The sequence below is a fragment of the Dyadobacter luticola genome (genome assembly GCF_005860805.1).
In the GTDB taxonomy this organism is placed as follows: domain Bacteria; phylum Bacteroidota; class Bacteroidia; order Cytophagales; family Spirosomataceae; genus Dyadobacter; species Dyadobacter luticola.
This window is the reverse complement of the sequence record NZ_VCEJ01000002.1, coordinates 1,860,458-1,873,873: the sequence shown is the minus strand read 5'-3', so window position 1 is coordinate 1,873,873 and position 13,416 is coordinate 1,860,458. Positions and strand designations below refer to the sequence as shown.

Sequence of the window (13,416 nt, the reverse complement as noted above, 5' to 3'; positions counted from 1 at the left end):
AGGATGTTAAAAAGGTATGAACTCGTCGGGAAAGACGACAGAGGCCTTTTTTTGAAACAAAATTGCGGAAAATTTCTAAAATGAGCCATCGAATACTGCTTACCGCCCTGCTCCAATTGGCTATATACTTAGCAAGCGGTGCACAATCTTTACCCAACAAAAAAATTCCATCGGCCGCATTACTTTCCGACCTGGACATGATCCGCTCCACGGTCGTGCGGCTCCATCCGGGTCTTGGCCGCTTTGGGCCACCGGAAGAGTTTCTGAATGCGCTCGATTCGGTCAGGGTGGAGATTGCCAGCCGTGATTCTACTTTTTTCGTGGCGTTTTTCAGGATGGTGAATCCGGTGCTGACCAGGCTTCGCTGCGGGCATACCAAGTTTTTTCCGCCGATGGAGGGCTTCCCTTTTTATTTTTTTACAAATCATTTAATACCCATCATCGTCCGCTTTGACAATACCGGTCAGCTGCTCGTCACACATGCCGCCAACCGGGAAGCCGTCGGGCAATATGTGCGGGCGATCAATGGTCAATCCATCGATTCGGTACTTCATGCATTACGTCCGCAGTTGTTTTCGGATGCGCACGTGCAATCCTCGGCAGACGCCCAGATTCAGCAATATTTTAGCGCCTGGTACGCCGACTTTATCCAGACCGACCGCAGTCCTTTTGCCATCACGCTGGCAAACGATAAAGGTCAGACTACAATTATTGAAATGCCGGGTATCCAAGCAGAAGCTTGGCAGGCGCTCAATCGCAACAATACTTTTCTGAGTTCAAATAACCAGCTTAGCTTCCCCGCTGATTCGGTAGCGCGTCTTCGTATTGCAACATTTTATCCGGCCGAGGGTAACAAGCATTTCCGGCGGTTCCTGGATTCTGCTTTTGCACAGATCGCGCAGCATCCTACCCGTCGGCTGATTATCGACGTCCGGGGAAATGAAGGCGGGAATGATGCGCTGGGAAAAGATTTGTTTGCACACATTGCCCGGCAGGATTTCAGGTATTATGACAGGATTGAAGTAAAAGTAAAGCGCAAAAAAGACGTCCCGGCCAAGGGGCTCGCCTACCTGCCACGCTTCATCGGACTGGCCCGGCTGTTTATCAAAAAAGAAAACAACCAGCTACTTTTTAAAAAACACCAAAACCTGGGCCTCCACCATCCGCACCAAAAAGCTTACACCAGAAATGTAGTCTTTCTGATGGACGGGCTGAGCTATTCCGTCACGTCCGAATTCCTGGCCGTGGCGCGGAGCGAAAACCGCGGACTGTTCGCAGGTGAAGAGTCGGGCGGAGCCTACCAGGGCGATAACAGCGGGACTTTCGCGATCTATAAATTACCCGCTACCGGGCTCGATCTTGGCATTCCGCTGGCCGGCTACTACATGGCCGCCAAATCCGAAACAGGCGTGCACCGCGGCATTATGCCGGATGTCGTGATCAGGCCGTCGCGGGAGGATCTGCTTTCGGGAAAAGACCCTGCCGGGCAGCTGCTCACTCACTGAATTTTTATCCAATAATCAATCAATAGCCATGAAAATCAAAGTTTTAGCCGCGGCGTCGCTGACGCTGCTGGCCACGCATTTGCCTGTGCAGGCGCAGGACACATTACAGTACAAGCTCAGGATCACGGCGCCGCTTGTCGACTATCCCCAAATAACCGATCTGCCGCAGCGGTATGTCTCGATGGACCAGGCGCTCGAATCGGCCCGGGGCATGTATGAGCTTTCGTTTTGGGGAATCGATGCGCTGGGAAATGCGCTCGTGCGGCCCAAGTCGAAGCCTGGAAAGATTTGGAATGGTATCCTCAAATATGGGATGACGCTCGGGTTCTCCCGTTTTGCGAGTGAGCTCCCGATCCCGCTCGGAGAATGGGCGCACGAAGAATTCCACCGCACAGTGCTGGGTGTAAATGGAATTGCCTCTAAAAATGGAAACTGGCTGCCGAACCGCTGGGACGGAACGGTTTACGGCGTCACCGACGGGCAGCTTTCCGATTTGAAGAAAAACCATCCTGCCAGTCTGCTTTATGCTTATACGGCTGGTGTTCAGTCCGAAGTGTTACTGAACAAGCGTATTTCAGTCGATGATTTTTATCACAAACGCACATTGCCCAAAGGTGCATTGCTGCTTTATAATGCCTGGTATGTCCATCATTATTTCCGGTTTTCGACCAGTCCCGGAAGTGATTCGGCCAAGGTTTGGGCACCGACATTCGAGAGCCCGCTGCAAACCGAGCGCGACTTTGCAGGCGCGGATCTTACTGCGTGGGCTTACGATATGTTCAATCCGGAGCGTGCATTTGCGGAGCGGACCAAATTCAAGGGTGGCGATGGGGTGAACCGGCGCGTCGGGTTTTCGGATCTCAGCAAAGAGGCGCAGGATTATTTGATCCGGCAGAAGAAATTGTCCCTACTCAACTACCTCAACCCGGCAATATTTTTCGTGAACCGGATCAGGCTGGGCCGCAGTTTTGCATTCAACTTTTTTACACAATACGCGCCAACGCATTTCGGTAGTGACATCTCCCTGATCGTGCCTGTCCAGCTGCGTGAGCGTAATTTACTCTTTGGCGTGCACCGGTACGACAACCGCGACCAGCGTTACTACGGTTTCGAACTGGGTATGGCCGATCACCGTATCAGTGAAAAGTGGCTCGCCGATGTCTCCCTGCAAGCCTGGCAGCAACCGGAGGCATTCCTGAAAAATGACCATATTTCCGGTGGAGCAATCCATGCAAAGCTTTTTCATGAATTCAGCAGGCCATTGTCGGCCTATGTTTCCGTCCATGCAAAAACGAGCGGGTGGGTGATGGGCAATCCATATCTGGCGAGTAATGTTTCTGCGCAGCTCGGGTTGCGGCTTAAAGTAATGTAGCGGTTTGATGGTTTTGAAATAGCCAAACCACATTCTCATATTAATACAAAAAGCTGGCAGTATGCAAGATACCGCCAGCCTTTTATGGATTTTGAATAATCAATAACCTGTATTCTGCACAATCGCCGGAGAGCTCGTGATCACCGCAATCGCAGGGATCGGGTAAAGCAGCTGGTACTCCTTGATCGGTGTGGAAATGCCTACGGTACTTTTACCAGGGCCTGAAACTTTCGCATTCATCACTTCCATCGCACGGCCGGTACGCAGCAGGTCAAACCAGCGGTGGCCCTCGAAAGGCGATTCCAGTCGCTCTTCATTGTACACCGCCGCCTTGAATGTGTCGTAAGTCAGACCCGCCAGATCAGCAAGGCCGGCGCGCTTCCGCACCTGGTTGATCGCCGCGTAAGCGTCGGCAACCGGACCTTTGTTTACTTCATTCAATGCCTCCGCATAATACAGCAGGATATCGGCATACCGGATCACATACCAGTCCGCGCCCGAGTCGGCATAGCCGCTGCCGGTTTCACGGTCCACATACCCGCGGACATACTTGGCAGCAACAAATGCACCGTCCTGGGTATACCCGTCGGCAATGTTGTTGCGGCGAACGTCACCTTTGGAATAAGCCGCCGCAATGTCATCGGTCGGCTGGTTAAATCCGTAAGCGCCGCCGGTCGGGATGGTAATGCCTTCCGAGCCGGTAGGGGCAAAGTGATTTGGCAAATTGGATCCCAAACCATTGGACGAACCTTTGTATTGCGACTGCCAGATTGCCTCCGGGTTTCCCTGCTGTCCGGCTTTGAAAATGTCGGCATACACCGGCAGCAGACTGTAAGTCCCCGAAGTCACTACTTTTTTGAACTCAGCAGCAGCTTCTGCGTATTTTTTTTGGGTTAAATAAACCTGTCCAAGCAAGCTCTGCGCGACTCCTTTTGTGGCCCGTCCCACGCCGGTTTCACCATAAGAAACAGGTACCAATCCTTCTGCCTTGGTTAAATCGGATTCAATTTGCGCGTAAACTTCCTGAACACTCGCCCGGCCCACTTTGTAGCTGGCATCAATGTCCGTCACCGGCTCGGTCACCAGCGGAACACCGCCGTATAAGCGCACCAGGTTGAAGTAAGCCAATGCCCTCAATGTGAGCGATTCGCCGGTGTATTGTTTTTTCAATTCATCCCCCACGGTCGAGCCGTCGATGCGGGAAAGGATACTGTTTGCACGGGCGATCAGCGTGTAGCTGTTTTGCCAGAATGCTGTAAGGTGCTCATTGTCGGTCGTTTCGCGGAACTCGTCAATGTTTCTTTTGGCATCATTGCCGGATGCACCGGCAACCAGCTCGCTGGTATTATCAGCGCGAAGGTCGACCAGCAGCGGATAATATCCATTTCCCGAGTACACCTGCGAAAAAGCCGAGTAAGCGCCCACTACGGCCTGGCCAAAGTCGGATTCAGTCTTGAAGAAATCCGTTTCACCGATCTGCGAAATGGGCTTTGATTCCAGGAAATCGTCGCAGGAAGTCCCTGCAAATGCCAGGATGACCAGGGCAACAGCTGTCTTTATATGTTTTGTCGTCATGTCAGTCAATGTTAAAGGTTGATCTGGGTTTAGTGGGATCAGAAACCAAGGTTAAGTCCAAATACAATCGTTCTCGCCATCGGGTAAGTACCGTAATCGATGCCCGGCGTGAGCGCGGAAGAAATCCACGGATCGCCTTCGGTTGTGTTCACTTCCGGGTTGTAGCCGCTGTACTTGGTGAATGTGTGCAGGTTTTGAATGTTCATATAAACCCGCGCATTTTTCAGGATCGATCCGTTGAGCACTTTGCCAAGCCGGTAGCCGATTGTCACATTGCGAATGCGCAGGAAAGAGGCATCGTCCACGAGGTATGATGAGATCGTGCGGTTGTTGGCCGAGCTGCCAGCGCCAAATGTTTTACCATCACCCGGCTCTTCCGGCGACCGCCAGTAGTTCACCGAAATGGTTCCGTTGTTGCGGTATGCGCTGCGTTTTGTCAAATTCATTACCTCCACATCCTGAACACCTTGCAGCGAAAATCCGAAGTCAAAGTTGCCCAGATTGAAGCTGTTGGTCATCCCGTAAGTAAACTTAGGAAGGTTATTTCCGATGATGGTTTTATCAGAATCATTGATCTGCCCGTCCCCATTCAGATCCCTGAATTTGGCGTCGCCGGCGTAGGTATTAGGTAAATGCGCGGAGGCATTTACTTCGTCGGTGGTGTTGTAAACACCGTCATAAATGTAGCCATAGTAGCTTCCCAGCGGGCTGCCGATCTGCGTAATGTGTGTCAGAGAGTTCTCCTGGGCACGGTTGGCCACAATAATCGGTGTACCGCCTGCGCCGAGTGATTCTACTTTGTTTCTGTTGAAGGAAATGTTGGCATTCGTGGTCCAGGTGAATTTTGCCGTCTTGACGTTTCTGGTTTCGAGGGCGATTTCCAGTCCTTTGTTACGCAAGCTGCCCAGGTTACGCAGTGCAGTTTCATAGCCCGTCGAAAGCGGCACCGGCACATTCAGGAGCAAATCGGAAGTCAGCTTGTTGTAGTAATCGACATTCAAATTAATGCGGTTTTGAAAAAGACCTAAATCCAATCCCAAATCAACTTCCTTCGCTTTTTCCCAGCCCAGATTGGCATTACCCAGGGAACCCTGCGCCAAACCGCTGGCAATTGAGCCATCGCCCGCGCCCAGAATGTAGTTGCTGCCATAAATCAATCCCACAGATGCATAGTCAGGGATCTGGTTATTTCCGATCAGACCGTAGCTTGCGCGCAGTTTTAACTCACTTACGGCAGCTACATCCGCCATGAATTTTTCCTGGCCGATCCGCCAGCCTACCGAAGCCGAAGGGAAGTTACCCCACTTGTTGTCCGACCCGAAGCGGGACGAGCCATCGCGGCGGAATGTAGCGGTCAAAAAGTATTTTTCATCAAAATTATAAGTTGCTCGACTGAGCAGCGAGAGCAAGGTCCACTGCGAGCGGACCGAGCTGCCACCGGTCACGATACCTGCATTCAATGTAGGCACAAGGTCATTCGGGAATGAATTTGCATTGACCGCCGTCGAGTTGAAGGAGGATTTTTGTTCGGTCAAACCCACAAGCACATTCACATGGTGGCGCTCGGCGAAAGAATTATCGTAGGTCAATGTGTTTTCATTGATCCAGCTGATGTTGGTCGCTGCATAAGAGCGGCCGAAGGATGGATTTACACTGATAAAAGAAGGCGAGAACTTATTGTTGCTGAATGTGTTAAAGTCTGCATTGATACTGGTTTTGAATTGCAGGTTTTTCACAATATCCACCGTCGTAAACATGCTGCCGACCGTGCTGAACTGGTTCATCGTATTCTTGATGCCCTCGCCAAAAGCCAGCGCATTGTTGTAGGTAATGTTCTGCGCGGTACCGTCGTCGTAATGCAGTGTGTAGGAGGTAGCATAAGTACCGTCCGCATTTCTCGAAGGATATAAGCCCGGCACCGACATCACGGTAGTAGCTACCGCGCCATAATCCTGGATCCCGCCGGTAGTCGCGATGCGGTTGTTGGTGTAAGAAGGCGCAAGCCGGAAGCCGACCCGGACCTTTTCAGACGCTTTTGCATCCACATTCAAACGAAATGCATATTTCTTGAAGCCGGAGTTGATCACGATCCCTTCCTGGTTCTGGTAATTTCCGGATAAATAATACCGTGCATTTTCAGTGCCGCCCGAAGCTGAGAGCTGGTAATTCTGCATCGGTGCACGACGATAAAGCAGGTCCTGCCAATCTGTAAATGGGAGGGAAGCTGCATTCTTAAACTCGTCAGGGATTTTAAACTGCGGGCCGCTTCTGACAGAGTTAGGATCTGTCGCTTGTCCGCCAGCGCGCACCCAGTCGGTGTTGCGCTGGTCGATCTGCCGCTGTGCATATTGCTGGTTGGTCATAATGCCCACCTTCTTGCCGATTTCCTGAAAACCGTAGCTGGCATTAATGCTGATCTGCGATTTGCCGGCTGCTCCCTGCTTGGTCGTAATGAGAACCACCCCATTTGAGCCGCGCGAACCGTAAATAGAAGTTGCAGAAGCATCTTTCAAAACGTCAATGGACTGAATATCACCGGGGTTAATGCTTGCCAGCGGGTTCACCGGAGACTGATCCCCAATATCCCCGCCCTGTGCCCCTGCACTGCTCACCGAATTGTCCAGCGGCACGCCATCTACCACATACAAAGGCTGGTTACCCGCTGTGATAGAACCAGTTCCCCTGATTTTCAGTGAAATACCACCACCCGGCGCTGCCGAAGTTTGCTGCACCTGCACACCGGCCATCTGACCAGCGAGGGCTTCACCGAATGAAACCACGGCCCGGTCCTGCAACTGCCGGGAGCTAACCGAGGCAATCGAGCCGGTCAGTTCGCGTTTTTGCTGGCTACCGTAACCGACAACCACGACCTCGTTCAATGCGCGGTCGCTCGTTTCAAGTTGGGGCGAAATGGTAGATCGGTTTCCTATAGGCTCTTCCAGGTCACTGTAACCTATATACGTAAATAGCAATGTGCTGTTGGCAGGCACCTGGATTTTATAGGCGCCGCTTGCATCCGATACCACCCCATCCGAGCCGCCTTTTACCCGGATAGATACGCCGACGAGTGGCTGACCGGTCGCTTTTTCTGTTACCTGGCCGCTGACAGTGACCTGGTTACCGCGACCGGAAGTCTGGGCGTGCGCGGTGGTGCAACATAAAAATGCAAATAAGACTGCAAAGACGATCCGCAGAGGCACTCCGCAGGCGCGGCGGAAACCGTCGTAACTTTTAGTAAACATTTTTTTCTCCATAAGGTATGGAAGGTTAGTGGTCTAGAAATGGTAGAATCGAAAGGTATCGAAACAAATATAATGTTTTTATTAAATGTAAAATCTTTTCATAAGAAAAAAATAATATTATCAATTTAAAAAGAAAGATAACGGAGGTTTTGAAGAATAATGTGGATGTGAATGAGCGTAAAAAGAAAATGCTTCCAAGGATTAGCCTGGAAGCATTTAATCATAGTTTGTAAAAGTAAGTTGGGTAGGGAACGCTGCTATCTATATTTCTGCCAGTCCAATGTCTTGTTCACGACCGGCAACTTGTGTTGCTGCGCAAACTCATTTCTGACTTCCTGAACTTTGTTCCACCAATCGTCGAGCGGGTAATGCAACTCGCGGTAAATGAGGTAGCTAAGATTTACGGTACGTACCGGCTGGTGATCTTTAATGTCGTCCACTTCAAACAAAAACTTGCGTCCGTTGGCTTCTTCCACAACCGGCTGCCATTCCTTGTACCAGATTTTTTCGACAAATGCGAAGGTGCTGTCGCGCTGGTGTTTCAGTTTGCTGATCATATCAATGGCCGTATCCAGCTGCTTAACTGCTTGTGCTGAGTTCGTTGCAGCAGTGGACGAAGCTTTTTGCAGCAAGTCCGTCACCTGGTTCAATGTAACCAGCATTCGCAAATTCTGCCCGCAAATCGCCGCCACCGATTCCAGTACTTCCAGGTTATAAAGCTGTGATTTAGCGCGCGATTTGTTTTCGCGGAGCAAATCAAAAGCGTATTTATTGCGCGGGAGCATCGCTTTTGCGGTGGCAAGACGCTCCGCATTGACCGGGTAAGCTTTGTTGGCGATCGCCAGAGAACCCGGTTCTGGCACAGGCAGCAGGGGCAAGGTTTGGTCTCTTTCAGGTTGCAGGAAAAGACTGTCCGAATTTCCTTTGATCATTGGTCGCCAGGCGGATGGAATCCAGTCCCAGCTTTCGGTATGAAACTCGGCCTGCTGGCTCAAAACGTGGTAAATGCTGTCCATGTCCTTCTGCGCAGGACCGTAAAATGTATGCATAAACCGCGCCGAAGCATCTGCGGGCGTCATGTTTTTACTGTTCCAGCCAGCTGCCGTAGCGGTTGTATATCCCAGCCAGAATGTCTCCGGGTGCAGCCCCGCATCGGCCCAGCCCGCAATGACCACACCCATAAAAGACGAAAGATTGTCGGTAAAAGCGGTATTGATTTCCTTCATCATATCCGCCACCCGCCCGGATGAGCGATCGCTTCCATCGGCCATGATGTCGGTTTTCGTGTGCAGCGGATAATAGTTTGGAAATATCGGCTCGCCGCCTTGCGTGGCGGTATAGACGAACTGCCGGATGCCATGTTTCTTATAGTCAGCCGCGATTTCCTTGTTGTAAACCCCGTCCACCAAATGCGTCGGCAGAGCCGTAATATCCTCCTTCCGTAAAGGAAATTCGCCCCAGAACAAAACTGTGCGGCCTTGCTCATGCAGCCGATCGGCCATTTTTTTGATAAACCAGGCCAGTAACCGACCGTTCCCGCCCAGGCTATCCGCGATCGCTTTTTCTGACGGCGCTTTTCCAGTATAGTAGGCTTCATCATTGGACATAATGATGAATTTGCTGCCCTTGCTCGCATTGATAAGCTCGCTGAACATCGCGTCAAGCAGTTTAAACGTCTCCGGATTGGTCACCGAAAACTGGTAGTTGATGTCGTCAATCAGTCTTAATTTGCGGTATTCGGGATGTTTCAGAATGAACGAAACGTGTGCCGGCGCATCCAGAAAAGGCACCAGATCCACATAATGTGCATTGGCGAAACTGCCCAGCTCCTGATATTCAGCTGGCGTCAAGGCATAGGGTTCCACGATCGCTGGCGCCGATTTGTATTGAAAATGTCCTTCGAGCTTGATCGAAAATGCATTGATTTTGTACGTGGAAGCCTGTTTGATAATCCGTTTCAACGCACTCATTTTCTCCAAATGATGCGCATCATCCCAGTATATCATCCGGATTTCCACATTAGGCCAGTCCGTAATCTCACCTTCGGGAAGCTGCATTTTAGGCGCCTGTGCCCGCAGCAGCTGCAAGAAAGTTTGCACACCATAATACAAACCCTGCGCTGCATTGGCCGTAATGGTCACATTTCCCGACTTCAAACTTAGTTTGTAAGCTTGCCGAGCCAGCGCCACGCGGTTGGTATCAACGCTCGCTCCTATGTTGACCGATCCTGGCTTTACTATCAAATGTATAGCCGGAGCATTGCCCGATGCGCCTGACACATTATTCAATGTAAGACCCGCTTCTTTCAAGCCTTCCTGCAAATTGGCTTGTTCTTTGGCAAGCGCCGGATCGGCTGCGACTTTCCAGTTTTTGCTGATGGTGAACATTTTACTGGTCAATTCCATCTGCTGGGGAAGTGGGAGCAGGGCCGATCCCGGATCGGTGTTTTTTGTAGAAATTGGTTTTGATGTCTTGACCTGGGCTATTGCAAGGAATGTTTTTGAAAAAAAGCAACATGTCAGCAGAAGGGCTGTGCTTGCTTTGATTTTAAATGGTTTTCGGAAGATGGAAATGTTGTACAAGGCTGGGAAATTTTAAGGGTTGGTTTTGGGAGTAGCATTCGGGTAGCATCGCAGGCAGCTGGTAATCCTGATTTTAACCAGTTCAGCCCGCACAATTCAGTGCAATTAAAAACAAAAAGACAAGGAAACGAAACTTTTTCAGCAATTTTCAATGGATGATTTTGGGAACGATTAAGTCGTTGATACAATGTATAGCGAAGCTGTTGCCATACAGAAGCTAGAATATCAAAATGTAGGTACGGTTATTGAGGCGTTCCGAAAAAAACGACTCAACAACATGGACAATCAAGACCTAAAAACCGCAGGAAGAATATTACTGGGCGCTAGCCTGGTTTACGCAGGCATCAGTCATTTAACATTTGCCAGAAAAGAATTTCGAGCGCAAGTCCCTGATTTCGTACCACTCAAAACGGATGATACTGTAGTTTATTCCGGGTTCGCAGAGATTGCACTCGGCGCCGCACTGATCGCTACACCCAAGAGGCAACGTGCGAAAGTCGGCCAGTTTGCTGCTGCATTTTTTACCGCCGTTTTCCCCGGCAACATCGCCCAATACACCCATAAACGCGACGCATTTGGCCTTGACACCGATAAAAAACGTTTTGGGAGATTATTTTTTCAACCGGTTCTAATATGGTGGGCGCTGGCTAGTACGCGCTAAGGTTTGTCTTGTTCATGCGTCAATTTCTATATTTGCCGCATGGACAAGCACACACAAAAACATGACACCTTTATCAGGGCCATCATGGGTAACCGGCAGATCGCCCTCGACTATTTCCAATCCTGCATTCCGCAAAACATTCAGGACCTGCTAGATTTTTCGACCTTTCAGCAACTTCCTGATACGTACATTTCCAAGGAACTGCAAAAATCGATATCTGATATTGTGTACACCTGCAAAAGAGCTGGCGGCACAGGTGAAGTAAAAATTTCGCTGCTCGTCGAACACAAAAGCTACGTCGACAAATACGTACCGATCCAAATCGGCAGCTACATCTTTTCCGGACTTTTGAAACAGATCGGCAATAAGGAAAGTCCGTCGCTAATCATACCCATATTGCTCTACCACGGCAAGGATCGGTGGGAATACAAAACACTGGCTGATCTATTTGAAAACTTGGAACCGGCATTGCAGGGGTTTGTACCTGATTACCAATATATTTTCCATAACCTGGGCCAGATTTCTGATGAAGAAATCCAGGAACTGCACAATAAATTTCTGGCTGCGTCCCTGCTGGCTATGAAGTGGACAAGAACTTGCATAACAGCCTCGTTGTTTATACATTCGTAAGCAGTGAACTTAGTGAAAAAGAAATCCTGGAATTGATTGATCCGCTACCTACTCAAAACAAAAATGCGATTATGAACACACTGGAAATGTTTATAGAGAAAGGCCGGAGAGAGGGCATTATGGAAGGCAAACGAGAAGGCGTCATAGAAGGCAAACAGGAAAAAACCCGTGATGCTATAAAAAATATGATCAAGCTATCATCCCTCACGGATGAGCAGATCGCTTCTATCATGGACGTAACTGTAAGTTATGTCGCGGAAATTCGAATGAATTTAGCTGCGGAGTAATTTTGTACTGACAGGGCTGCTTTCTACTCTTCGCTTATTCTTTTGTAAACTCCTCAATCCTTTCCCTGCAAATCCGCTCCGTCAAATCCCTCAGCAACTTCACACGATCGGATAAATATTCCAATTCCTCTTTCTCAATCTTGTAATTGACTTCATATCGCGCGTCGATATATGCTTTTTTGAGAAGTTTAAATAGACGAGCTTCTTCCGCCGTATTTTTAGGGAAAACAGTTTTAAAATCTGAATGAAGATTATCAACTTGCTTTCCTAATTCTTCAATATCGTGAGTTCGGGGTTTGTAGTCGGTGAAAACAAGAAGTATGGCTGCATAATATGTTTCTGTTGTTTGATGAAGATTGAATACCGAAAAATTGTTGTCTTCATTTTGCATTGCCAAATCGGCATATTTTTGAAAGTCATTTCCTCTCTTAAACCAATGGCCAAAAGAATTTATCGCTTTCTTTTGTCTTTCCTGCGGATTCAATTCTTTCGGCTCGGATAAACTGAAATTTCCGGAATCAAAAAGCATAATTCCTTCCTTGAAAATATCCACGAAGAAATAGAAGTTCCGCTCGATTTTGTCATTCACAAACCAAACGCTATGTTGAATGATGTTAGTTTTGGTAATGTCCTGATTAGCCGCTAGTGCCTTATCTAATTCCTGCCATTTCTTATGTCCTCTTGCAGCTTTCCTGTCTTTGGTAACGATTAGGATATCAAAGTCACTCACGTATTCATAAGTCTCCTGGAAGTCCTCCACCCAATCGCCCCGAGCGTGGCTGCCAAAAAGAATGATCATTTCGGCGGGTATTTTGTCAAGAATAATTTTGGTGAGGACTTTTAATTCTTCCTGCTTGTCTTCGGGGAGGTGGGAGAGGGAAGTTTTCATAGGGTGTGGAAATCTTTTAAGCTTTGAGTTCTACTAATTCTATACAATAGTCACCCTCTTTCTATTCCCAACTGAAAGCACAAAGCATCTAAAATTTCGTTCCGTTTGCCAGGATCTGTAACAACCCCATATAATGTTGAGAGCCTTTGTTTATCTAACGTCCTAATCTGATGACACAAAATGATTGACTCATTATTAAGGCCAAAATTGTTTGCAGGAATTAAAACTTCATTTGGGTATATTCTTCTACCTGGCTTCCTGCTTGTGATTGGAATTACATTCACAATGTTCAGCAGATCATTGATCGCATCTTCACTGATCACCAGCACAGGTCTGGACTTTCCTTGCTCAGAACCAATAACTGGATCAAGGTTTGCACGGTAAACAGACCATCTCCTTATCATAACGTCTCATTGTCGATAGAATCGAAATCCGCATGAATTTCGCGGATATCGGCAAGGAACAACGGATCTTTGGCCGCTATTTTCATTATATCAAGCTTTTGGGACCTAATATCAATCTCGTCGTCAACATATATCGTTACCTGTTTTTTATTGCGAAAATCAGGCGGAAGTGTTACAATTACCTGATTGTTTTGGACCGGACAAACAATTTTATAAGTCATAGCAAGAGCTTTTGATAATGTACAAAATTTCGAAGTTGTGAGTTCTGG

11 protein-coding genes are annotated in these 13,416 nt (G+C 48.7%); 5 read left to right on the top strand and 6 right to left on the bottom strand.

All coding sequences use genetic code 11. The features are described 5' to 3' along the window. The first annotated feature begins 80 nt into the window (after nucleotides 1-80). Together FEN17_RS07830 and FEN17_RS07825 are read left to right on the top strand one after the other, a co-directional pair. A complete protein-coding gene (locus FEN17_RS07830; protein ID WP_138364711.1) occupies nucleotides 81-1,505 on the top strand; it encodes a S41 family peptidase in 1,425 nt (474 codons plus the stop codon). Nucleotides 1,506-1,533: 28 nt separating this feature from the next. Beyond that, a complete protein-coding gene (locus tag FEN17_RS07825; protein ID WP_138364710.1) occupies nucleotides 1,534-2,877 on the top strand; it encodes a hypothetical protein in 1,344 nt (447 codons plus the stop codon). 99 nt (nucleotides 2,878-2,976) lie between these two features. Here FEN17_RS07825 and FEN17_RS07820 read toward each other — a convergent pair whose 3' ends face one another. The 3 genes from FEN17_RS07820 to FEN17_RS07810 all read right to left on the bottom strand — a co-directional run bounded on the left by FEN17_RS07820 (nucleotide 2,977) and on the right by FEN17_RS07810 (nucleotide 10,276). Then, on the bottom strand, nucleotides 2,977-4,452 hold the full coding sequence (locus FEN17_RS07820) for a RagB/SusD family nutrient uptake outer membrane protein (RefSeq protein WP_138364709.1): 1,476 nt from the start codon (nucleotides 4,450-4,452) through the stop codon (nucleotides 2,977-2,979). 38 nt (nucleotides 4,453-4,490) lie between these two features. Continuing rightward, on the bottom strand, nucleotides 4,491-7,706 hold the full coding sequence (locus FEN17_RS07815) for a SusC/RagA family TonB-linked outer membrane protein (RefSeq protein WP_138364708.1): 3,216 nt from the start codon (nucleotides 7,704-7,706) through the stop codon (nucleotides 4,491-4,493). Nucleotides 7,707-7,951: 245 nt separating this feature from the next. After that, nucleotides 7,952-10,276 (bottom strand): beta-N-acetylhexosaminidase, encoded by a 2,325-nt coding sequence (locus FEN17_RS07810; RefSeq protein WP_229208727.1) that lies wholly within the window; start codon nucleotides 10,274-10,276, stop codon nucleotides 7,952-7,954. Between the two features lie 277 nt (nucleotides 10,277-10,553). Here FEN17_RS07810 and FEN17_RS07805 point away from each other — a divergent pair, with 277 nt between their 5' ends. Genes FEN17_RS07805 through FEN17_RS07795 form a run of 3 tightly spaced genes read left to right on the top strand, consistent with a single transcriptional unit; the run spans nucleotide 10,554 to nucleotide 11,854 of the window. Further along, nucleotides 10,554-10,937, top strand: coding sequence for a DoxX family protein (locus FEN17_RS07805; protein WP_138365305.1), 384 nt, complete (start codon nucleotides 10,554-10,556; stop codon nucleotides 10,935-10,937). Nucleotides 10,938-10,976: 39 nt separating this feature from the next. Beyond that, nucleotides 10,977-11,567 (top strand): Rpn family recombination-promoting nuclease/putative transposase, encoded by a 591-nt coding sequence (locus FEN17_RS07800; RefSeq protein ID WP_138364706.1) that lies wholly within the window; start codon nucleotides 10,977-10,979, stop codon nucleotides 11,565-11,567. Beyond that, a complete protein-coding gene (locus FEN17_RS07795; protein ID WP_138364705.1) occupies nucleotides 11,534-11,854 on the top strand; it encodes an RpnC/YadD family protein in 321 nt (106 codons plus the stop codon). Before FEN17_RS07800 ends, FEN17_RS07795 begins: the two co-directional genes overlap by 34 nt. Nucleotides 11,855-11,888: 34 nt before the next feature. Here the strand turns inward: FEN17_RS07795 and FEN17_RS07790 are convergent, their stop codons facing one another. The 3 genes from FEN17_RS07790 to FEN17_RS07780 are packed head-to-tail and all read right to left on the bottom strand — an operon-like array spanning nucleotide 11,889 to nucleotide 13,368. Then, nucleotides 11,889-12,743 carry a HEPN domain-containing protein gene (locus FEN17_RS07790; RefSeq protein ID WP_138364704.1) on the bottom strand — a complete coding sequence of 285 codons (855 nt, stop codon included), beginning with the start codon at nucleotides 12,741-12,743 and terminating at the stop codon, nucleotides 11,889-11,891. Between the two features lie 50 nt (nucleotides 12,744-12,793). Further along, the gene (locus tag FEN17_RS07785; RefSeq protein ID WP_138364703.1) at nucleotides 12,794-13,147 is read right to left on the bottom strand and encodes a type II toxin-antitoxin system PemK/MazF family toxin; all 354 of its coding nucleotides are present in this window, start codon (nucleotides 13,145-13,147) and stop codon (nucleotides 12,794-12,796) included. Then, on the bottom strand, nucleotides 13,144-13,368 hold the full coding sequence (locus FEN17_RS07780; RefSeq protein ID WP_138364702.1) for a hypothetical protein: 225 nt from the start codon (nucleotides 13,366-13,368) through the stop codon (nucleotides 13,144-13,146). Before FEN17_RS07780 ends, FEN17_RS07785 begins: the two co-directional genes overlap by 4 nt. Between the last annotated feature and the right edge of the window lie 48 nt (nucleotides 13,369-13,416).

Bases quoted from the DNA above. Each gene is read 5' to 3' on its own strand.
- FEN17_RS07830 (WP_138364711.1), top strand. From the start codon at position 81: ATGAGCCATCGAATACTGCTTACCGCCCTGCTCCAATTGGCTATATAC.
- FEN17_RS07825 (WP_138364710.1), top strand. From the start codon at position 1,534: ATGAAAATCAAAGTTTTAGCCGCGGCGTCGCTGACGCTGCTGGCCACG.
- FEN17_RS07820 (WP_138364709.1), bottom strand. From the start codon at position 4,452: ATGACGACAAAACATATAAAGACAGCTGTTGCCCTGGTCATCCTGGCA.
- FEN17_RS07815 (WP_138364708.1), bottom strand. From the start codon at position 7,706: ATGGAGAAAAAAATGTTTACTAAAAGTTACGACGGTTTCCGCCGCGCC.
- FEN17_RS07805 (WP_138365305.1), top strand. From the start codon at position 10,554: ATGGACAATCAAGACCTAAAAACCGCAGGAAGAATATTACTGGGCGCT.
- FEN17_RS07800 (WP_138364706.1), top strand. From the start codon at position 10,977: ATGGACAAGCACACACAAAAACATGACACCTTTATCAGGGCCATCATG.
- FEN17_RS07790 (WP_138364704.1), bottom strand. From the start codon at position 12,743: ATGAAAACTTCCCTCTCCCACCTCCCCGAAGACAAGCAGGAAGAATTA.
- FEN17_RS07785 (WP_138364703.1), bottom strand. From the start codon at position 13,147: ATGATAAGGAGATGGTCTGTTTACCGTGCAAACCTTGATCCAGTTATT.
- FEN17_RS07780 (WP_138364702.1), bottom strand. From the start codon at position 13,368: ATGACTTATAAAATTGTTTGTCCGGTCCAAAACAATCAGGTAATTGTA.